The organism is Coprothermobacter platensis DSM 11748 (genome assembly GCF_000378005.1).
GTDB classification, from domain to species: Bacteria; Coprothermobacterota; Coprothermobacteria; order Coprothermobacterales; family Coprothermobacteraceae; genus Coprothermobacter; species Coprothermobacter platensis.
Map to the genome: position 1 here is coordinate 678,985 of NZ_KB899040.1, position 21,019 is coordinate 700,003.

Sequence of the window (21,019 nt, forward strand, 5' to 3'; positions counted from 1 at the left end):
GTTCCTATATAATGAAAATGTGAGGCGAGAAAGTATTCTATTTTTTATTCTACTGTTGCTATACATTGTAGTGTTTTTCATCTCCATTTTTTGGGGGCAAACTTCCATACATATGTGGAACATGACTCCAGATCAAATCATGGTCGTACATTACCGTATTGAGCGATTCTTAGTTTCGTCAGCTGTAGGGATTGTGTTATCCTGTACGGCTTTAACGTTGCAAACGATAACAAGAAACTACTTAGTAGATAGCAGTTTGCTTGGCGTGAATTCAGGAGCTGTACTGGGCAGGATATTCTCAATGTTTCTGCACGTTGGGCCGAGCCAATTGTTCTCATTGATGGGAAGCCTATTGGGATTGGGAGCCACTTTTGCACTTGGTAGCATAGGTGGATCCGACATATTACGCCTCGTTGTAGCAGGTGTTGTTGTAAACTCTGTACTATCCAGTGGAATCTCTCTAATTTCTCTATACCTTTATACATCAGCTTCCAGCGTACTATCTTGGACGCTAGGTCATATAAGAATAGTTACATCGGAAGAATGGGTAGCTATTCTGGTTGCATTAATCCTTTGCCTATTGCTCGTAAGTAGAAGCAAAAAACTTGATCTTCTAACACTATCGAGAGAAGAAGCTATGACACTAGGCATAAACTACAGGCAAGAACTAACCTTGCTATTGACTACATCAGCTTTAGCAGGTAGTTTAGTTTCCTCTATTTTTGGTGTTTTTAGTTTTATAGGAGTAGCGGCGCCGAATATGGCACGCCAATTTGTCTCAGGTGGGCATCTTAAAATGTTCTTTTATTCATCACTTATAGGGGCAGAACTCATGGCTTTTTCTGATGTATTTGCTCGTTCAATAATTCCAGGGTTAGAAGTACCAACAGGGCTCATCGTTAGCTTTGTTGGTGCTGTTTTTTACCTTTACTTTTTCTGGAGAACACCTCATGATCATCTTGCCTGAAATAAACTTCTCATATGGTTCTGAGTTTTCCTTAAACTTGCCTCACACTGTTATAGACAAGTTCCCCACTTTTTTGGTGGGCCCTAACGGTTCAGGTAAGACTACACTCCTCAAAATCATTGGCGGCTTCATAAAAACTGCTCGGTCTCCAAAAGTCATGTGGAAAGATCACTTATTGGACACAAAACCAACGTTTTTCGCTTATTTACCGGCTCGACCCATTTTTGACGTTAATTTCACCGTACGTGATTACCTACTTCTCGCTGGAGATGCAGACCATTTACAAAAAGCCGTAGAAGAACTCAATTTAGAGAATTGGCTAAACAAAAAAATGGGCAGTCTTTCTTCTGGCTGGTTACAGCGTGTGTTTATAGCAAGAATACTCATGCAGGATACCCCTTATATTCTGATGGACGAACCGACAAGTTTTCTTGATCCTGAAGCAAGAAAAGAACTCATCGATATACTTTCCAAGTTTCCCGAAAAACGCATGATTGTTTCCTCCCACGATTTGTCATTCTTGTCAAGCTTGGGAAAGTTTGTAATGGGGCTTCGTGATGGACAGTTGGTTTATACTGGGGAACCTAAAGAGTTTTTCAATAGTGGTATAGAAGATGTTTTTGTGAAAGGCTATATTATATAGCTCTCGGGAACAATTTTTACAGGTTTTATACCGTTAAATGGCTGTGAAGGTACGTAGATGAAATTATCCGTCAGAGCCACGCGGTCGTCTTGCAGAAAAACAGCATCTCTAAACGTGTTCTCTTGCCTGGAAACGAAGCGTTCCTTCAACCTCACATTTTCACGGGAAAGTACTTCCATTCTGCGGCTGATAATATCACCATTTAGTGGTTTTAATTCATTTGCTTTAGTCCCAGACCTGGGGGAGAACGGAAATAAGTGAAGCTTCGAAAAACCAAACAATTCTGTAAATACCATGGTTTTAACAAAATCCTGTTCTGTCTCTGTGGGATAACCTACGATTACATCTGCTGTAAATGCAAAGTTCTCATCTAAACGAAGTAGTCCCTCAAGCATTTGGGGCAAATTCTGCAACGGCGCACGATTCATGTGTCGTAAAACGCTGTCAGAGCCACTTTGCAAAGATATATGTAAGTGTCTTGCAAAAGGATATCTCTTAAAGAGATTGATGAACCTATCGGTTACCATCTGTGGGTATACAGATGATATCCTTACTCGGATACTCTTGTGGTATGCGAGATCGCCAACCTTTTCAAAAAGGTCGAAAATGTTTAGTTCGTTCTGGTGCCATAGCAAAAGATTAGTACCAGTTAGTACAATTTCCTTTACGCCCTTTTGGACCATCAAGTTTATTTCTTGAAGCACATCGTCCAATGGTCTACTTACAGTACTACCTCTTTCTATGGAACTAAGACAGTATGAACATCGCCAGCTACAACCATCTTGTACCTTCACAAATGCCCTGCTGTGATTAGGGATATATGGAACTATGTTGGGTGCTCGCACATTCCAGTGCTTTTCCATATAAGTGTTCATATCTTCAATAGGTACTAACGTAACATTGGGAGAAACTATATCGGTCAGTGTTTGCCTTGTGCCGCACCCCGTTATAATGACCTTCTTGCCCTGTTTGAGCCATTTGTTCAGAGTACGTCTAACTTCAGCTTCTGCTTTATGCGTAACGACACAGCTAAAGATAATGACTACTTGTGCATCATCCACGGATTCTGCCAAATGTTCTTTCAAACCTAATTGCCATCGCGCTGATTCATACTGATTAACTTTGCATCCGAAAACCTCTACAGCAAATTTCATCCAACTATTCCTTTGATGTAGTTTATACAGGTTATTCCTATTGCCCCAACCCAACGGCTCCGATATATAACAGGTCCTAAACTTACCGTTTTACAGATGCTACTCAGTTTTGTTGCTTCCTGCTCATCGAATCCTCCTTCTGGACCGATGACAAGGCATATTCTTTCCGATGTTCTTATTTCCGTATCATAGTCTGACAGCCTTTTATCTTCCGCGTTTTCGTACAAGAACAAAGATAGGTCAAAAGTAGGAATCTTATTGTACGCATTGTCTATTGTCATCGCAGGATCTATATTCGTCGTATTGCAATAACCTCCAACCTTACAAGATTCCATTGCAATTCTTCTCCATCGGTTGAGCTTGGCATCGCTAACCTGTTTAACTGTGGTGCGGCTTGTTATTACTGGAACTATTTCATCAACACCGAGTTGGCTGCACAAAGCCGTAACATCGTCCATGTAATTACCCTTAGGAATTGCTTGAAAAAGCGTTAATGAAAAGCCCTTGTTGACGCAATTGGCTATGATATCCCTTATACGCAGAACCTTCTTAGGCATGTCGTATGTAACAATGTACTCTTTTCCAGAGCCATCGAACGCGATTAATTGACAATCATCGCCACCTCTTAGCACATTTTCGACATATCTAAAAAGGGTATTATCGGGAACAATTATGCCTTTATCGAGATCAACAAGTTTATTCTCCACAAAGAAACGATACTTACGCATTGTCTAATTTATATAGGAAAGATACCCATTCTTCACCAATAACTGCTAAATATGGTACTCCGTAGCTGTTTTCGATCTTGTAAAAATCTTCTATGGGTATGCCAGAAAGCACCAAAAATGACTTAGTTACATTTAGGAGAGTGTCTTTAATATTCAATAGCAAATCTGTAACCAAGTTCGCACAAGTTATATCGTACTTTCCAGTTAAATTGTAGGCATCCCCTATGCTGAAATCTACATCTACATTGTTAAGCTTGGCATTCTCTTCAGCATTTTCAATCGAAATGGCGTCGATATCTATTCCTACAACATTACTGCATCCTTTCTTCTTCGCATATATTGCCAAAATACCGCTGCCAGTGCCTACATCCAAGAAACTTTTCCCACTCATTGGCAAAAGCGCCAACAAATATAGAGCCAGTTGAGTGCTTGCATGTTCTCCAGTTCCAAAAGCCATACCGGGATATATTAATAAGTCTTCTTCGCTATGTTCCTGCCAAGGAGGCAGTATACGAATGTCTGCCACGGATACCCCCTTGAATTTGCCTCGCAGATCGTTTAACCATTCTGCGTCATCATATCCAACCTGTTCAATTTTCCACATAGATGCAAGATCTTGTGGCAAATGATCTTCTTCAGGTAAATAGAATTCAACTTTAGTCGAACCATTTACGTTGTTCAAAATGTATCCCACACCAGGAAGTTCCTCATATAATGAGCCTATGAGATTTTCAAGTTCATCGTCTCTTACTTCAATCGCAAATCTTTTGAATCTCTTTTCGGGCAATTTCTTTCACACCTTTCAAGGTATCCATAATCCTATACAAATCGTTGTCTCTTCTAAAAAAGGTACCCATAAAACCTAACACTTTTTGGGTGCTTATATCTGCAAACATGCCAATACTCTGATTTACAAGCATGTCATCGAACAAAACTCCCATATCAATACGCCACAAAATACGGTGGTAAACATAGCTTAAGTTTTTCTGAGCAGTGTTTAGAAACGTGTTTAATTCTCTGATTGTCTCTGGATGAGGGTTATCACCCAGAATGTAAACTACTTTCGGAATGCCTGATATATTTTGTAACACTTTGCAAAGTACGTCCTTTATAGGAACAAACGGTCTATCGAAAAATGATGATTGCGAAATGAGTTCTAAAGCCTCAGATGTCTTCTTTCCTTTTATCGTTTGTTCAATTAAACCACTTAGCAGATCGAGTTGCGTTTCGCTGACTACAATGTCTACATTCGCCACACCTGATTCCACTGCACCGTCGTCTGTTATAACCATAACGGCAACTTTCTTGCTACTAAGCCTAACAAATTTTACAGAAGATACAAAAGGTCTTACCAGAGCTAATCCAACCGAAGGTGAACCTGTATACTCGCTTACAATCTGTATGTTATTTCTAAGTATCTCATCTAAAGATATAGCTTCAACACTCTTACTTTGAATATCAACAGAGGAATTTGTAGCCTTACCATGGACCAGCGATTCCATAATCCTCAAACCGAAATAAAGGGCTAAACCATCTTCCGTTGGTTCATTAGCAGAAACCTTTGTTCCTTTTGTTATGTAACCTAACCTTCTTAGTTCAACCAGCTCATTCCTTATGGTTGCACTGCTCCATTTGTTGTCAAGTGCTTCGGATATATACGCGGACGATGGAGCTTTCCCAGTTTTCAAATAGGAATCAATTAAACAAATTAATATTTCTCTCTGACGCTGTGTCATAGCTTTGTCTTATTATTATATCAATAGTACAGAAAGAGGTGATAAACTTGGAAATCCTGGTTGTACCTGTGAAAAAAAGCGACGAACAAAACGTCATACTGGGTCAAGCGCATTTTATTAAGACTGTAGAAGACATACATGAAGCCATCGTAAACACAAACCCAAATATTCAATTTGGTTTAGCTTTTAACGAAGCTTCTGGACCTCGCTTAATCAGGCTTGACGGAAACGACGAAAGACTTATAGAACTCGCAAAGGAAAACGCACATAACATAGGAGCAGGACACTTTTTCTTTTTAGTTCTTGAGAACGGTTATCCCATAAACATTTTAAATGCGATTAAGTCTGTTCCAGAAGTAGTAAACATTTATGCCGCAGGGGCAAATGAGATGCAGGTAGTGGTGGCTAAAACAGAATTGGGCAATGCTATTCTGGGCGTTGTAGACGGTGGCTCGCCTTTAGGAGTTGAAAACAGCGACGATCAGAAAGAAAGAAAAGAACTTTTAAGAAAAATCGGTTACAAATTCTAACGGTAAGGAAAAGAGAAAGAGAAAGAGAAAATTTGGAGGCGCCTGGCGGAGTCGAACCGCCCTTCAGGGATTTGCAGTCCCGTGCCTTACCGCTCGGCCAAAGCGCCCCTTATTGGAGCGGGCAACGGGACTCGAACCCGCGACCCTCAGCTTGGGAAGCTGATGCTCTACCAACTGAGCTATGCCCGCACCTCGTACATTATACCAAATGAGACGTAAACAACTATTACATCCGATGGATGTGAAATCAACAAACATCATTATCGGTTAATGAAATAAAAATGGTGCCGAGGGACGGAATCGAACCGCCGACACGGGGATTTTCAGTCCCCTGCTCTACCGACTGAGCTACCTCGGCACCGAGTGGCGGGCTCGAGGGGATTCGGACCCCCGATCTCCGGCTTGACAGGCCGGCGTGCTTGGCCGCTACACCACGAGCCCGCAGTGGTGGGCGGTAGAGGTTTCGAACCTCTGGCCTCTTGCTTGTAAGGCAAGCGCTCTACCACTGAGCTAACCGCCCACCATGGTGCAGAGGGCGGGACTTGAACCCGCACGGTCTCAATGACCACAGGACCCTCAATCCTGCGCGTCTGCCTATTCCGCCACCCCTGCTAAGGTGTCTTTTTCATTATATCTTATGGCCGATAACGATGTCAAGTCAGTAGAAGGTGTATAGGACGGTTTCCATTGGAAAAACAAATGGCAATAGGTTAAAATAAAGAAAGTGGGGATGTAGCTCAGTGGGAGAGCGCTTGGTTCGCAACCAAGAGGCCGCCGGTTCAAGTCCGGTCATCTCCACCAATTAGATTAACTTTTAGGCCGCGTTTCTCATTCTTGAAACGATACCTATGCTTATTAGGTAAAATACACCAGTTGTAAGTAGTATTACAGCAACGTGCATCCATGGTGCGAGCAAATGTCCTCCTAAAGACAGATTAACACCCATGATAGCCTTGAATTTGTCGGTAGCCGATTGCGGGAATGACGCAAACCCATATCTCATAGGAGAATCCATCATCAATTGTCTCAATAGAGCTGCGGCGTGGGAAAGTGGAAAGACTTTTATAAGCCACTGCATAGAAGCATTTAACTGACCTATGGGCACATATATACCTGTCAAGAATCCAATGAGAGTCCCTACAATGGTACTTATTAAGGAAAAAGTCGATTGGGTCTTAACAAATGAAACAACAACAAACAAAATACTACTATTCATGAGAATGGTCATAAGTATTGTAGCTAAGACCTTAAGTAACGTCGTCAGGCTTATCAATTCACCGCCCTCTAAAACGATAAACACTTCTCCTACTGCCAAGGTGACTAATGTAACAACAAATGATGTCAACAAATTAGAAAGAAAATACCCTCCTACAATACGTTCTTTACTTATGGGACTTGAAAAAAAATCTTTTCTGATTCCTTTAGTGCTATCGTCAACCATGACCGCGTACGCTCCTAAGGAAGATGTAAAAGAAATAACAGCAACCAATCCTGAGATAAGCCAACTATTTATGATTTCCCTAGCGTTTGTTATATCAGACAAAGATGAAGCCCAAACATCCCCTAGAAACAAAGCATATAGACCTATTATGATCAAACCAGAAAGAAGAGAAAAGAATACGGCTGCTCGGTCTCGAAAAAATACCTTTATGTTGCGCCTACATAGACCAATCATTCTCTGATCTCCTTTCCAGTTATATTTATGAAGGCTTCGTCCATGGTGCCTGACACAACTTCGAACGAAGAAATAAAGTTTTTACACATGTTCAACACGGGTATAGCATCTATTGTTCTCTCAAGAGAAACAATTACTTGCCCACCGCTAAGCGAGAATTCAACTCCCTCGTTTTCAAGTATCTTCAGCAATTCTCCAAGTTGCTCAGGCAACATAATAAGTTTATCGCTGGCATAATGCTCTCTAAGATATGCGGGCCTGCCTTGTGCAGAGATTATACCATTATCGATAATAACAACATAATCTGCTTTAGAGGCTTCTTCCATATAATGAGTCGTTAGAAAAACTGTGGTCTGCATTTCTTCTTTCATCCTCAGCACACTATCCCATATGTTCTTTCTTGTTTGTGGGTCAAGACCAGTTGTTGGCTCATCGAGGAAAAGAACTTTCGGGCTACTTAGGAGTGCACGTGCTATATCCACACGCCGACGTTGGCCCCCAGATAACTGACCGTAAAGCCTGCTTGCGATGTCTGATAAATCTGTTAGCTCTACCGCATTCGCGACTCTATCAAGGATCTCAAAACGATTTAATCCGTACAAAGATGCTCTACATTTTAGATTCTCGAGCACTGTTAATCTTTCATCTAGAACACTGTTTTGAAAAACAACGCCTATGGAGCGCCTGATAGCATCATTATCCGCACCAAGTTTGTATCCACTTATCATGACAGACCCCGCGTCCGCCTTAAGCACTGTACTCATTATGTCAATTGTGGTAGATTTCCCTGCACCATTAGGGCCAAGGAAAGCAAAAAGATCTCCCCTTTCAACGTAAAAAGAAATGTTTTTTACAGCTTGTATTTTTCCATAAGACTTACTGAGATCTCTTACGTCAATAATGGGTTCATTTCTACTCATTTATGGACGCACCTCTAAAAGCTCCCAAACAATAACATTTCTGCTTCGGGGAAACATATCTACAGTCTATCATAATCAGAAAAAGGCCCTGAGAATTTCCTCTCAGGCCCTTACACTAAGTAATCTAATCTATTTATTTCGTCAGATCATCGAGTACATTCATGGCTTCCACAGCATACATAACACCGGGACCACCACTCATCAAAACTGCGACACTTAATGCCTCCATTATCTCTTCTCTTGTCGCTCCTGCCTGAAGAGCTGCTCCCATATGCGCAACGATGCAATGAGAACATCTTACAGAAACTGCAATACCCAAGGCAATGAGTTCTTTTTCCTTTACACTGAGTGCTCCATCTTTGCTGGCTGCATGGTGAAGTTCACCAAAAGCTTTCATTACATCTGGCATTTCCGTACCGAGCTTTGCCATTCCTTCGTTAATTGCCTTTGCTTCTTCTTTTGCATTTGCCATGAATTACCCCTCCTTTTAAATCGCACCAAGTATGACCCATTCGCAATTGTAATGCATGGCACGATAATAACAATTATAAAACATTTTCAGAAACGGAGAACCACGTTTACTGGTCCATCATGCCTTACCATGATGTCCATGTACGATCCGAAAATGCTACATACCTTGTTTTTAATAGGAATACCACAGCAAAAAGCATCAAAGAGGTCACGAGCCTCGTCAAAAGCCATGGCATTATCAAAGGACATACGTTTTCCATCCAAGTTGCCGGCTAACGTAAAATTGCTAATAATCATGATGTCTCCGTCAACATCGTTTAGTGAACGAGACAACTTGCCCCTTTCATCTTCAAAAATTCTAATATTGGGGATTTTTGAAGATGCTCGTAAAGATGTCTCACGTGTATCGTTTTTTTCAATTCCCACAAAACAAGCGAGACCATTACCGATACGGCCAATAAAAACACCATCGCACAAAAGTGATGCTTCTCTCACACGCGATACGGCCAAAATCATTATTGTTTGCCTTTCGTTACTTCAATTATTTCTGGCATTTCTGATAGTTTGTTAAACAACATTTGAAAATCGTCAACATTCCGCATCTTAACTTGTACAATAATCTTTAACTGTTCAACTTTTTGCTTACGTTGAACAGTGACTTTTTCTATATTCAGGCCGGTAACTGCAAAAACGGAACCGATATCTGCTAACAACCCAAGCCGATCTTTGGCGGTTATCTTTATATCTACAGAATATCCGTCCTTATTCTTGCTTCCCTGCAGTTGATCCCAAGTAAGTGCAATGGTTTTACTTGCATTATTGACGTTCTTACATGTAGCAGCATGGACAACGATTCCATGCCCACTTTCTACAATACCTACAATTTCTTCTGGTGGCAGTGGGCTACAGCACTTAGCCAATCTATACGGAACACCGATTACACTATTAGGTGAGAGAGCAGGTTTAGTTGCTACCGCTGTATCAACTGTTTCTTCAACAGGTTCCGCCACAACTACGCCTAAGTTCTTCAACACCGAATCTAAAGAAGATTGGTTCTTTATGAGGTTTAGTATAGCGTTTTCTATGTTCACATTTTTAGCTTTCAACATGTCAATAAACTCTTGGTAAGTCAGTCCATATTTCTTTAAAGGATCCTCAAGCATTTTGCGAGAATCTTCTAATAACTCTTGTCTGTCACGTTTTCTAAACCAGTTATTAATTTTGTCTGCCGCGTGAGCGGTTTTAACAAAATCCAACCACTCTAAACTGGGGCCAGAACGATTCTTACTCGTTACCACTTCGACTCTGTCGCCCATTTCAAGCTCTTTATCCAAAGGAACCCATCCACCATTTACGCGTGCTCCAACCGTATGATGACCTATTTCAGTATGGATTCTGTAGGCGAAGTCCAATACAGTAGCCCCTTTTGGTAAAGAAATAACATCACCCTTAGGCGTGAAAACGAGAATTTCTTCTTTTAATGTATCCATGACCGCACGTGTTATTTCATCAGTACTTTTTACTTTTTCATCTTCAAACGCAAAAACCTGCTTTAACCAGTTTATGCGTTCCAAGTCAGACTTAGGAGAAACACCCTCTTTATAGGCCCAGTGAGCAGCCACACCATATTCAGCTACTTCATGCATCTGCCAAGTTCGTATTTGTACCTCCAAAGGAAGACCTCTCGGCCCAATAACTGTAGTGTGCAAACTTTGGTAGAAATTAGGTTTTGGAAGAGCTATATAGTCTTTCAATCTACCAGGAATGGGCGGCCATAGAGAATGTACAAGCCCCAATGCTACATAGCATTCTTCTTCTGTGTCCAGTATTAGTCTCAAACCTACCAAATCGAATATTTCGTCAATGGTCTTATTCTGGGTCAGCATTTTTGTGTAAACAGAATATAGGTGTTTTACCCGTCCTTCAACGGTACCTTTCATGCCACGCGCAGCCAATGTTTCCTCAATTTTAGCTTTTGCTTCCCTTATAACTTCCTTTTGACCTTTGAGCTTTTGATTGACCAACGCAGAAATGTACTCATATTGTTCAGGATAAAGCGTTTTGAAAGCCAAATCTTCAAGCTCCCAACGTATCCTGTAGACACCTAAGCGATGAGCCAGTGGCGCATATACGTCTAGCGTTTCTTTTGCTACCCTCTTTTGCTTATCCGGAGGCAAATACTGTATAGTACGCATGTTATGGAGTCTGTCCGCTAGTTTGACTATAATGACGCGTGGATCTTCAGCAGCACTCAGAAATAGTTTCCTTAAGTTCTCTTTCTGGGCGCCCTCCCATCCTGTTCCTTTGGGTAACTTTCTAAGCTTGGTAAGACCATCTACCAGTAATGCCACATCGCTACCAAAGTTATCCTCGATATCTTTCAACGTAACTTCTGTATCCTCAACCACATCATGTAATAAACCAGCAATTATTGACTCTTCATCTGCATAAAGTTCAGCCAAAATAAGCGCAACCCGGAGAGGATGAACCATGTATTCCTCTCCGGAGCGCCTTTTCTGCCCATAATGAGCGTGTTCTGCAAAAGAAATAGCCTTCTTTATATGATCTGTATTATTGATATATGATGAAGTGTTTTTTAGGAGCTGTCGCTCCAGCTCTTCTACACTGTCAATAGATAAGTCACCTTCTTACCTTGTTTTGCCAAACGTTCATAACCTCCCATGTTACCCAACCTAAGTAAGAAACAAAAACCTGCTACTTCTGCCTTTAAACTGTTAATCAAGTCAGCAGCAGCCTCAGCAGTACCACCTGTGGCCAACACATCATCTACAATCAAAACCGAATCTCCTGGTCCAACAGCGTCTTTATGTATTTGTAAAACATCCATGCCATATTCCAACTGAAACTCCTTCTCGACCACTTCATAAGGCAGTTTACCTGGTTTTCTAATAGGTACAAAACCCACACCCAAGCGGTATGCCAACGTTCCTCCCCAAATGAAACCTCTTGCTTCCACTGCAGCAACTGTTGTTATATGCAAACTTTTAACTTCTTCAGCCATTAGATCCACAGTTTTAGCAAATGCTTCATGGCTTTTCAAAAGAGGTGTTATATCACGAAATATGACCCCTTTACTAGGAAAATCAGGTATATCCCTTATGTATTGTCTCAGTTCTTCTGTTGACATGTCATTCACCCCAGTCTACCAACAATGATGCGGCTATGAATATACTTGAATAGGTACCAGTTATTAACCCCACTGTTAATCCCATAGTAAAATCTGGCAAAAACCTGTAGGCAAAAATCATCAGGCAAATAGCTGCAATTAAAGTCGTGATAGAGGTGTTCAAAGATCTCCTGAACACTGAGTGTATGGCAGTTTCAACGACATCGGCAGTGGAGGCCTTATTATTTAGTTTTCTATTCTCCCTAACCCTGTCCAGGACAACGATACTATCCTGTAAAGAATAACCAACTAATATCAAAAGCACAGCCACAAATGGGCTGTTTATAGGTATATAGAATATTGCAAATATACTAATGGTCACTAATACGTCATGTACCAACGCAAGTATGGCAGCAAGCCCGTATTTGAACTTAAATCGAATAGATATATAGACGAGCAGCGCTAACAAAGCAACCGAGATGCTAAGAATGGCATTCTTTATAAGTGATCCCGCTACTGAAGCGCCTACATAGTTTTCGTCTGTTATGCTGGCCGTTTTTTGCAGAGATTCACGAACAGTAGGCAGCTCCGATTCGCTTATTTTTGCACGTATCTCATATTGATCTGTCCCAACTTTTCTTATCACCGGATCTTTTATACCAGAATTACTAGCTATTCTTTGTAGGTCAGATATGGAATCGTTCTGAGGAGCATTCACAGTGAATACCACGCCTCCACTAAAGTCAACACCCATATTAACTACTGAACCATAGCGCGCATAATTGACACCCATAAATATGAGACCGATCACAATTATTGTTATAGAAAGTGTATAGAATTTCTTCCTGTTTTTTACTACATTCATTCTTAGTTCAGAAAACCAAGGAAAACCAAACCACACGTTTTTCATGCTTGCACCTCCGTCCGTTTAGCCCTTGATGCGACAAAAGAACTAATGATTGGCTCTGCAACCAACCAAAGCAATAGTATGTTTAGAACACCACCTAAGCCAAGCGTAATGGCAAAACCACGTAGTGTAGGAGCACCCAAGTAGAAAAGTATAAGTGAAACGACGATAACTGAAACGTTGGAATCGATGATCGTATTAAACGTATGCATAAACGCGTCCTGAACAGACCGGAGAGGCGTCTTCCCTTTCTTAAGTTCTTCCATAAAACGCTCATAAAAAATAATATTGCTATCGATAGCCATACCCAATGTGAGTATGAACCCACCTATACCAGACATAGAAAGTACGGCCTTAAACAAACCAATGTATATGGCAGCATCCAATATGATAAATGCTATCAAACTCACAGTAGATAAAGCGCCAAGGACACCGTAGTTAAAAATCATATAAAAAACAATCAATATGGCAGCCACTACGCCTGCATATTCCATAGCTTGAAGAGCCTGGCTCCCTACTGAAGGTCCCACATTTCTTAAGGCACTCACTTTCACCTGTGTTGGCAGTGCACCACCTTGTAACAAAGCTGCAAGCTGTTTTGCTTCTGAAGAAGTAAAATTACCTGTTATTGAAGCTTTCCCGCCGGAAATCGCTTCCTGCACGGTAGGATCAGATATAACTTCTCCATCGAGCTTAATTGTTATTGCTTGGCCAACCCACTTTGACGTGGCATCATAGAATTTTTCTGATCCTGCTGATGTGAACTCCAAACCAACAGCGGGCAATCCACTCTGGTCTGTTGTTACGTAGGCACTCTTTAAATCCGCACCTGTGAGAACAACGGTACCATCAGGAGCCACAAATTCTAATTTTGCCGGTTTTCCAAGAAAGTCTACCACTCCTTGTGCATCCAAGCCTTTTTCACTTAGGACATCAGCAGGAACTTCTACTACGACCCGTTTCCAATCACCCGGATCATCGTATAGTTTTATTTCACCCAGCCCTAAAGTGTTAATACGATTCTCTAACACTGTTTTCAATTGGTTTACATCATCTTGAGTCAATGTTTGATTCTCGTAAGGTACGGCTTCCAAAGTAATTTGAACCCCACCTTTGATATCAAGACCAAAGCGGAATTTTATTCCCCACTGGTCTCTGACCACCTTTTGCATGTCGTAGCCGATGCCCGGCAGATTCACGGGAAGCGCCAATACCAAGAATAATAGGCTCACCAGAACAAGAGCCACAGCAATACCAATTTTCCATTCCTTGCTCATCCTATTTTGCCCTCCTTCACAACAATGCCTTTTACCTTACTCACTTATTATACGTTTTCGCCATTGTAAGCGAATCTCTTCTTTGAGGCTATCTACAGTGTCTGATGCAATGGCGTTCCTTAGTTTACCTACTAAGTCTGCCATATAAGAAAGATTTTCAACAGTTGCTATCAACATACCCATTGGCTCACCTGCTTTAAACAGGTGGTGCAAATAGCTATATGTATACTGTGGTTGATATTGTAATGGTCTGTGGTCAAACTTATGTTTTCCTCTAACGATGATTTGAGGGCCATCATCCCAAGAGTATACCCATCCATGCCTTGCATGCCTTGTAGGCTGCACACAATCGAACATATCAATGCCCATAGAGGACAACACTACTATTTGAAAGGGGTCACCTACTCCCATCATATACTTAGGAGCACCCTTAGGAAGATTGCTAAGCACTTCTGCTGTTAAGTCGAACATCATTTCTTCTGGCTCACCTACGGATAATCCACCTATAGCAAAACCGTCAAACGGCTGCATAGCAGTTAAGCGAGCACTTTCTTTACGAAGTTGTGTGTTAAATCCTCCTTGCACAATGCCAAAACGTTTCTGTCCCTCTATTCTGTCTGCTTTTAAGAAACGTTCACCCCAACGCAATGTTATATCCATAGCTTTCTTGGCTTCTTCTGTAGATGCGGGGTAACCTAAACATATATCCAATTGCATCGCTATATCACTGCCAATAACGTTTTGCGCGTGAGCGACAAATTCTGGAGTAAAGAAATACGTAGAACCGTCAATGGGTGACTTAAACTCTATTCCATCATGCCTAATCTTGCGCGATTTCTTCAAAGAGAATATCTGAAACCCTCCACTATCGGTAAGCACATTGTGATTCCAGGCCATAAAACGATGCGTCCCGCCCAGTTGTTCTAAGACATCGAGTCCGGGTCTCAAAACCAAATGATAGGTATTATTAAGTATTAGGTTGAAACCAATCTGATTTACCTGCTCCAAAGGAGCAACCCTTATGGCACCTCTTGTTGCAACTGGCATGTAAACTGGAGTCTTGACTTGTCCGTGACCTAAGTCAAGGGCACCTAAACGACCTTGCTCATGTTCCTCAATAACACGAAACATATTCAGTACACCTCAAAGGATCAGCATTGCGTCGCCGAGGCTGTAAAAACGGTACCTCTCATCTATTGCATGCTTATACGCCTTCAGAATGAGCTCAGGCGTAGCAAATGATGATACCAAAAGGAGCAAACTTGTCTGGGGAAGATGAAAGTTCGTAATCAGCTTATCTACAACCTTCCAAGTATAACCAGGCTTTATAAAGAGCGAAGTATCCCCAAATGTAGACTTAACAACGCCATCGCTACCTGCTGCCGATTCTAAACTACGTACGGTCGTTGTACCAACAGCGAATATTCGTTTCCCGTCTCGTTTTGCGTCATTAACGATCCTGATCGTGTCTTCTGAAACAAAGAATGTTTCTTGGTGCAGAGCATCTCTTTCTTGCCAATTGTCAGCAAGCTTTTCAAAAGTACCCAGTGCTACATGCAGTGTAACGTAAGTGACTTTTATGCCCGATTCTTCTAACTGTTTAAGAAGCTCATTCGTAAAGTGCAAACCAGCAGTTGGAGCCGCTACAGCTCCTGGCTTTTCTGCATATACCGTTTGATATTCTTCAAAACTAACTTTTCTTTTTATGTAAGGTGGTGTAGGAACTTCACCCCATTGATTCAAGTACTGATCTAATTCTTGGGGAGACATATAGAACTGCACTATTGCGGTATGATCCATCCGTTGGACAAAAGTTATTTCTGCCCCGCCGTTTAGAATGATTTTCTCATCTGCTTTTATTCGCCGCAACGGTTTAATCAAACATTCCCACTGGTTTTCAGGCAGCGGCCTGACTAAGAGTATTTCTACTGCTCCTCCCGTTTGTCTAATACCTCTTACCCGAGCTTTCAAAACCTTAGTATTATTCAAAACAAGGACATCCCCTGGTTTGATATACTCCGCTATTTGATAGAAGAACTTATCCTCCAGAACTCCTGTATCGCGATGTAGCACTAGCATCCTACATCTGTCCCGTGGCTCGGTAAGCTCTTGAGCTATTAAGTCCTTGGGAAGATCATAATTTAATAATTCTTCTAAAGCAGTCATAGCTTTCACCTCCACAGTAACCCGTACTTATCGAATTCTCGTTCGCAAAGGGAGCCATAGCAACCACAGTAATTCTGCACGTAAATATTACGGTTCTTGAGCTCTCTGACCTTGCTTTCATATTCATTTTTAGACACTTCAAAATAATACACCTCTATGGATAATTCAGATTCAAGGTGCTTCAATGTTCGTCTTAGCAAACCTTGATTTTGTGTAGGAGAACTCAACAATGTAGTGGTAAAAACATTAAACCCTCTACTTTTTGCACTTTCCATAGAACGCTGAAGACGAAGATTATAACAAAAGGAACATCTGTTCTCCAACAACGCTTCATGCTCGTCATTATTAGATAGCTCCGGTACAACTTCTGCTGTTACATTAAGTAGACGGCAGATATCAAAGAATGCGCTTGATCTTAGAAGCCACTCTTCTCCTGGCTCGATATTAGGGTTAAAAAACGATGCCAATAGCCGAGCATCACCTGCTGATGCAGAAATAGCATCATAGGACGCATATAAACAGGGCCCACAACAACTATGGATGAATAACTTCTTCATACACAGACAATCCCTTTTCAGTAAGCTTACGCCCTCGACTTGTAACAACGACGATACCCAACATCATCAAGTAGGGCTCCACAACTCCCTCTATGGTTTCTACGTCCAACCCCAGTGCAGAACTTAGTACTCTTATTCCCGCAGGTCCTCCTTGGAATCCTTCTGCTAATATCCTTATGTAATCCTTATCTAACGACGAAAGCCCGAAAGAATCTATTCCCAACACATTAAATAACGCTTTTATGTCATTTATGTCTACTTCTCTGCGATCGTTTAGAGCAGAATATTCAACAATGCGTTTGCATATTTGCAAAGCTTCTCGGGGAGTACCACGGCTTCTCTTAGCAATTTCTTCTAACCCATCGGCGCTAACAACTATCTCATGCGTTTCCAATTCTTGAGCTATGATTTGTTGCAGCTCTGCTTCTCCGTAATAATTGAATGGAACTTTTATGGAAAACCTGCTCAGAAATGGCTTACTTAAAAAGGAGACTTTCGTTGTGGCTCCTATTAGGGTAAATGGTTGTATGTTGAACTTGACAATTCTTGCAGTTTTGTTCTTTCCTATCATAACGCGCAACAAACCTTCATCCATAGGTGCATACAATAGTTCTTCCACAGATTTTGGTATTCTATGAATTTCGTCTATAAAAAGTACTGTGGGTCTCGGAAACGACAACAGTAAATTCAGAACATCCTTTATATTTACTAAGCTGTTCCCGGTACTCTCAACAAAGCCTGCATTTATTTCGCTGGCTACTAGGCGTGCCATAGTTGTTTTTCCCAAACCAGGTGGCCCAAAAAAGAGCATGTGATCTGGCATTCTATTCAATCTTTTCGCTGCATCTACGCTAAAAGATATGGCTGATACAACATTCGTCTGGCCAATAAAACCATGCAATTCCATAACTAATCTTCTTTATTAAGCTTGTCTATGGACCACCGAAGTGCTTCCTCAAAAGACATGGTTCTCCAAGATGGATCTTCTTTAAGCAAAGCCTGAACATTACGAGCATCATAACCAAGTTCCGCGCAGGCTTCCAATAGTTCTTTCATAAAACTGTCTTCACCATCAGAAAGCGTGTCCAAACTACACCCAAGTTCCACCATAATCCTCTTTGCAGTACGCTGTCCTATGCCTGGAAGAGATGCAAATGCAGTAGCATCTCCGTTTTTCACCATCGTTTTGAGCTCTCCACTACTAAAAAGAGAAAGAATTCTGGACGCTTTTGTATTGCCCACGCCCTTGATGTTTCTTAATGTTTGAAACCAAGTAAATTCTTCCTCGTCAGAAAAAATAAAACTGTTTATATCATTATCAAAATTAACATAAACGATATAATTACCCTTACCCGACTTAGGCGTGCACTTTACTACTTGCAGAGCCACATGTTTATTTACGGAGAGCCATGTGTGTCTTCCGTCTTCTTGTAAATCGCCACTAATTCTGAGCAACATTTTTTGCCCTCAAAAGAGAATGTACCCACGCAGCAGCCATTGCGTCTGACGCGTCATCATAAAGTGGTTCGAATAGAAACCCCGTCTCGGCTTGCAAAATCTCCATCAAGCCGCTCTTTGTCTCTCTGCCATAGCCTGACGTAAGTGACTTTATTTCTGTGGGAAAATACTCATAAACAGATGCCTCATTAGCGTAAGATAACAGTTTTATAATGCCCCTGCATTCGCTTATCTGGAGCAAATTGTTCTTATTTCTGCCCCAGATAAGCTTTTCTACAGCAACTTCCTGCGGCTTAAATGCTGCAAATATTTGCTGCATATAATGAGCAAGAATTTGAAAACGTTTATTCTCCTGTATAGTTGTTAATTCCAAACACTGAACATGCAGCCACTTTTTTTCTTCATCATCAAGCACTGCCAAACCGACACGTGTGCTTCCAGGATCAACACCAAAAATAACCACTATTCTTCCGATTCCAAGACCTCTGGTAAATCCGCATTGGTATATACTTCTTGAACATCATCATTGTCATCTAATTCCTCAAGCATGCTCAGTATCTTTCGTCCGTCGTCTTCAGAAACAGATATATAGTTTTTAGCAATGAACGAGAGTTCTGCACTGGAAGGCTCAATACCTGCTTGTCCGAGGTAATCCACAACCTTGTACAACGCATCAGGCTGAGTATAGATTGTCACTTGATCATCTTCTTCCACAACATCATCTACGCCAAAGTCAATGAGTTCCAGCGTTAGTTCATCTACTGATTGGACTTGGCTTTTTTGAAGTTCAATAACACCTTTGCGTTCAAATTGCCAACTCACCGCTCCACTTTCCGCCAAAGTTCCGCCATGTCTGCTAAAAATTCTTCTTATGTCTGCGGCAGTCCTGTTCTTATTATCCGTAGTTACCTCTACTAAAACAGCAACGCCACCTGGTCCATAACCTTCATAAAGGGCCTCTACAAACTCCTGCCCTTCCAAGTTTCCCGCACCTTTAGCAATGGCTTTGTCAATGTTATCTCTGGGCATATTGGCAGCACGCGCTTTGTCCATCGCCACACGTAATCGTAGATTTGTTTCAGGGTTGGCACCGCCTTCTCGAGCGGCTATAACCAACTCTCTTGTAAGTTTTGTAAATATCTTTCCTCTTTGGGCATCAACTTTGCTTTTTCTCGCTTTTATGTTATGCCACTTTGAATGTCCTGACATATTTAAATACCTCCTTGCAGCATTCTTAATTATAACTCAGAAAGACACGACTTAGTTAAGAACTTTACTAAATCAGTTGGGCAAAACGTTCTATAACATCAGAAAAAGAACGTTCACCTCCTAAATCGCAGTCTAAGAAAGCACTCAACGCAGACCCTACCGCCAACGATGGCTTAATGCTCCCTAACTTCACAGCACGCCCAGTAGTAAGTACAGTCGCGGCAAGCAAATACCGATATAGTTCTAATTGTCGTTGTAACAACCTATTTGAAGCCGGGGCAAAGGAAACAATATCTTCTTGTCCTGTGGACATTGTTTGGTTAACCATACTAACAGGTGATGACAGCAAAGATATTTCCGCAGATAAATCTGCCGAAAGATATTGGACGATCATTAATCCGGAGTCTAAACCAGGTGATTCTGCTAAGAAAGGAGGAAGTCCTCTATTGAATTCTGGATTTAAGAGTTTTTCCTGTAGCTGATAAAGCACATTTGCCATAAGAGGCAAGAGTGCTCGTACCTGATTCGCCATCATGGCGATACTCTCAGCGTGGAAATTACCTTGAAAAATAGGTTCGTCATCTTTAAAAAGCGGATTATCACTAACGGTATTCATTTCAACGTCAAGCCATACATCTATGTTACCTATAGTTCTGAGAACAGAAGCGTAGATTTGTGGAAAACAGCGAATTACATACGGTTCTTGTACTTCTTCGCCAGTACGTCTGACATTTCGTGAATCGCTAAGAACACTTCTCAGCCATTTGTTTATCTCGCCAACAAACGGATCAGGCTTTGCTGTGTCGAGCAATGGGTCCAAAAATGACACAATAGCCTTTCTGCTTTCCAAATGAAGAGCATAAACCCATCGTGTCATTTCTTCCAGATGCTTTAACTCGTAAAACAAGTGCAAAAAGTGCGATAAAGAGAAATGAGTTCCATTTATGACAGCAAGGCCCTCTTTTTCGGTGAGAGAAAATGTTTCGAGAGTAATTCTTTTCCCTTCGCCGTCAAATAATGGTCGCTCGCCCATAACCGCAAGCATCATTGATGCTAAAAAGGATAGATCGCCACTTGCTCCTACAGAGCCATAATAACCTACTTCAGGAACATAGTCATTGTTGATTATGTAAACTAAACGTTCTAATAGTTCCAAACTAACGCCTGATAATCCCTGCCCCAAGCTATGTGCAAGCAATACCATAGCGCCTTTGACAACATTTCTATTTACTGTAGGCCCCACTGACTCAGCATGGCTTCTTATGAGATTCGTTTGGAACTGTTTCAGAATATCACGTTCCAAAGGTACATCTTTCAGTGAACCAACACCCGTGTTAACGCCATAGATAACTCTGCCTTCACCGACTAAATCTAATAGCCGCTGCCTCTTATTGTTTATATTATCTCGTGTCGTTGAACTAATCTCCAATGTTTCTTTACCAGATATGATGTCGAAGAACATGCTTGCGGTCAAATGTTCAGCTATATCCACAC

23 protein-coding genes and 7 tRNA genes are annotated in these 21,019 nt (G+C 41.4%); 4 read left to right on the plus strand and 26 right to left on the minus strand.

The window, feature by feature from the left end:
• The first annotated feature begins 19 nt into the window (after positions 1 to 19).
• Both D890_RS0103695 and D890_RS0103700 read left to right on the plus strand, forming a co-directional pair.
• A complete protein-coding gene (locus D890_RS0103695) occupies positions 20 to 967 on the plus strand; it encodes an iron ABC transporter permease (protein WP_040363482.1) in 948 nt (315 codons plus the stop codon).
• Positions 951 to 1,610: an ATP-binding cassette domain-containing protein gene (locus D890_RS0103700; RefSeq protein WP_018963183.1), complete on the plus strand. Its 660-nt coding sequence runs from the start codon at positions 951 to 953 to the stop codon at positions 1,608 to 1,610. The genes D890_RS0103695 and D890_RS0103700 overlap by 17 nt, the downstream gene beginning before the upstream one ends.
• On the opposite strand, the gene D890_RS0103705 is transcribed toward D890_RS0103700, so the two are convergent.
• From D890_RS0103705 to D890_RS0103720, 4 genes are read right to left on the minus strand one after another with little or no spacing between them, the layout of a single operon-like run.
• Entirely contained in the window at positions 1,598 to 2,764 is a 1,167-nt protein-coding gene (locus D890_RS0103705; protein WP_018963184.1) for a MiaB/RimO family radical SAM methylthiotransferase, read from the minus strand. The genes D890_RS0103700 and D890_RS0103705 overlap by 13 nt on opposite strands.
• On the minus strand, positions 2,761 to 3,492 hold the full coding sequence (locus D890_RS0103710; RefSeq protein WP_018963185.1) for an RsmE family RNA methyltransferase: 732 nt from the start codon (positions 3,490 to 3,492) through the stop codon (positions 2,761 to 2,763). Before D890_RS0103710 ends, D890_RS0103705 begins: the two co-directional genes overlap by 4 nt.
• Positions 3,485 to 4,279, minus strand: a complete 795-nt coding sequence (locus D890_RS0103715) for a 50S ribosomal protein L11 methyltransferase (RefSeq protein WP_018963186.1) — start codon at positions 4,277 to 4,279, stop codon at positions 3,485 to 3,487. Before D890_RS0103715 ends, D890_RS0103710 begins: the two co-directional genes overlap by 8 nt.
• Entirely contained in the window at positions 4,245 to 5,228 is a 984-nt protein-coding gene (locus tag D890_RS0103720) for a LexA family protein (protein WP_018963187.1), read from the minus strand. Before D890_RS0103720 ends, D890_RS0103715 begins: the two co-directional genes overlap by 35 nt.
• A gap of 47 nt (positions 5,229 to 5,275) precedes the next feature.
• On the opposite strand from D890_RS0103720, the gene D890_RS0103725 reads away from it, so the two are divergent.
• Entirely contained in the window at positions 5,276 to 5,758 is a 483-nt protein-coding gene (locus tag D890_RS0103725) for an adenosine-specific kinase (protein WP_018963188.1), read from the plus strand.
• A 33-nt stretch (positions 5,759 to 5,791) separates the two neighbouring features.
• Here D890_RS0103725 and D890_RS0103730 read toward each other — a convergent pair.
• The 6 genes from D890_RS0103730 to D890_RS0103755 form a co-directional block, all read right to left on the minus strand.
• A tRNA-Cys gene (locus D890_RS0103730) sits at positions 5,792 to 5,865 on the minus strand.
• 6 nt (positions 5,866 to 5,871) lie between these two features.
• A tRNA-Gly gene (locus D890_RS0103735) sits at positions 5,872 to 5,947 on the minus strand.
• 93 nt (positions 5,948 to 6,040) lie between these two features.
• Positions 6,041 to 6,116, minus strand: a tRNA-Phe gene (locus D890_RS0103740).
• Between the two features lie 6 nt (positions 6,117 to 6,122).
• Positions 6,123 to 6,199: transfer RNA gene (locus D890_RS0103745), tRNA-Asp, on the minus strand.
• A gap of 4 nt (positions 6,200 to 6,203) precedes the next feature.
• A tRNA-Val gene (locus D890_RS0103750) sits at positions 6,204 to 6,278 on the minus strand.
• Between the two features lie 4 nt (positions 6,279 to 6,282).
• Positions 6,283 to 6,370: transfer RNA gene (locus D890_RS0103755), tRNA-Leu, on the minus strand.
• 114 nt (positions 6,371 to 6,484) lie between these two features.
• Between D890_RS0103755 and D890_RS0103760 the strand changes: the two genes are divergently transcribed.
• Positions 6,485 to 6,559, plus strand: a tRNA-Ala gene (locus D890_RS0103760).
• Positions 6,560 to 6,572: 13 nt separating this feature from the next.
• Here the strand turns inward: D890_RS0103760 and D890_RS0103765 are convergent.
• From D890_RS0103765 to D890_RS0103840, 16 genes are all read right to left on the minus strand, one after another.
• Positions 6,573 to 7,433 (minus strand): ABC transporter permease, encoded by an 861-nt coding sequence (locus tag D890_RS0103765; protein ID WP_018963189.1) that lies wholly within the window; start codon positions 7,431 to 7,433, stop codon positions 6,573 to 6,575.
• Positions 7,430 to 8,353, minus strand: coding sequence for an ABC transporter ATP-binding protein (locus D890_RS0103770; RefSeq protein WP_018963190.1), 924 nt, complete (start codon positions 8,351 to 8,353; stop codon positions 7,430 to 7,432). Before D890_RS0103770 ends, D890_RS0103765 begins: the two co-directional genes overlap by 4 nt.
• Before the next feature lie 133 nt (positions 8,354 to 8,486).
• Entirely contained in the window at positions 8,487 to 8,825 is a 339-nt protein-coding gene (locus tag D890_RS0103775; RefSeq protein ID WP_018963191.1) for a carboxymuconolactone decarboxylase family protein, read from the minus strand.
• Between the two features lie 86 nt (positions 8,826 to 8,911).
• A complete protein-coding gene (locus tag D890_RS0103780) occupies positions 8,912 to 9,340 on the minus strand; it encodes a D-aminoacyl-tRNA deacylase (RefSeq protein ID WP_018963192.1) in 429 nt (142 codons plus the stop codon).
• A complete protein-coding gene (locus D890_RS0103785) occupies positions 9,340 to 11,457 on the minus strand; it encodes a RelA/SpoT family protein (protein ID WP_040363483.1) in 2,118 nt (705 codons plus the stop codon). The genes D890_RS0103780 and D890_RS0103785 overlap by 1 nt, the downstream gene beginning before the upstream one ends.
• Positions 11,445 to 11,972 carry an adenine phosphoribosyltransferase gene (locus tag D890_RS0103790; RefSeq protein WP_018963194.1) on the minus strand — a complete coding sequence of 176 codons (528 nt, stop codon included), beginning with the start codon at positions 11,970 to 11,972 and terminating at the stop codon, positions 11,445 to 11,447. The genes D890_RS0103785 and D890_RS0103790 overlap by 13 nt, the downstream gene beginning before the upstream one ends.
• Position 11,973: 1 nt before the next feature.
• Positions 11,974 to 12,861, minus strand: a complete 888-nt coding sequence (gene secF, locus D890_RS0103795) for a protein translocase subunit SecF (protein WP_018963195.1) — start codon at positions 12,859 to 12,861, stop codon at positions 11,974 to 11,976.
• A complete protein-coding gene (gene secD, locus D890_RS0103800) occupies positions 12,858 to 14,135 on the minus strand; it encodes a protein translocase subunit SecD (RefSeq protein WP_018963196.1) in 1,278 nt (425 codons plus the stop codon). Before secD ends, secF begins: the two co-directional genes overlap by 4 nt.
• Before the next feature lie 36 nt (positions 14,136 to 14,171).
• Positions 14,172 to 15,266, minus strand: a complete 1,095-nt coding sequence (gene tgt, locus D890_RS0103805) for a tRNA guanosine(34) transglycosylase Tgt (protein ID WP_018963197.1) — start codon at positions 15,264 to 15,266, stop codon at positions 14,172 to 14,174.
• 12 nt (positions 15,267 to 15,278) lie between these two features.
• Entirely contained in the window at positions 15,279 to 16,301 is a 1,023-nt protein-coding gene (queA, locus tag D890_RS0103810) for a tRNA preQ1(34) S-adenosylmethionine ribosyltransferase-isomerase QueA (protein ID WP_018963198.1), read from the minus strand.
• 5 nt (positions 16,302 to 16,306) lie between these two features.
• On the minus strand, positions 16,307 to 16,858 hold the full coding sequence (locus tag D890_RS0103815; protein WP_018963199.1) for an epoxyqueuosine reductase QueH: 552 nt from the start codon (positions 16,856 to 16,858) through the stop codon (positions 16,307 to 16,309).
• The gene (ruvB, locus tag D890_RS0103820) at positions 16,836 to 17,765 is read right to left on the minus strand and encodes a Holliday junction branch migration DNA helicase RuvB (RefSeq protein ID WP_018963200.1); all 930 of its coding nucleotides are present in this window, start codon (positions 17,763 to 17,765) and stop codon (positions 16,836 to 16,838) included. The genes D890_RS0103815 and ruvB overlap by 23 nt, the downstream gene beginning before the upstream one ends.
• A gap of 2 nt (positions 17,766 to 17,767) precedes the next feature.
• Positions 17,768 to 18,316, minus strand: a complete 549-nt coding sequence (locus tag D890_RS07770) for a helix-hairpin-helix domain-containing protein (RefSeq protein WP_018963201.1) — start codon at positions 18,314 to 18,316, stop codon at positions 17,768 to 17,770.
• Positions 18,300 to 18,779: a crossover junction endodeoxyribonuclease RuvC gene (locus D890_RS0103830; protein ID WP_018963202.1), complete on the minus strand. Its 480-nt coding sequence runs from the start codon at positions 18,777 to 18,779 to the stop codon at positions 18,300 to 18,302. The genes D890_RS07770 and D890_RS0103830 overlap by 17 nt, the downstream gene beginning before the upstream one ends.
• Positions 18,779 to 19,525: a YebC/PmpR family DNA-binding transcriptional regulator gene (locus tag D890_RS0103835; RefSeq protein ID WP_018963203.1), complete on the minus strand. Its 747-nt coding sequence runs from the start codon at positions 19,523 to 19,525 to the stop codon at positions 18,779 to 18,781. The genes D890_RS0103830 and D890_RS0103835 overlap by 1 nt, the downstream gene beginning before the upstream one ends.
• A 67-nt stretch (positions 19,526 to 19,592) precedes the next feature.
• Positions 19,593 to 21,017, minus strand: coding sequence for an aromatic amino acid ammonia-lyase (locus D890_RS0103840; RefSeq protein ID WP_018963204.1), 1,425 nt, complete (start codon positions 21,015 to 21,017; stop codon positions 19,593 to 19,595).
• Positions 21,018 to 21,019: the final 2 nt, after the last annotated feature.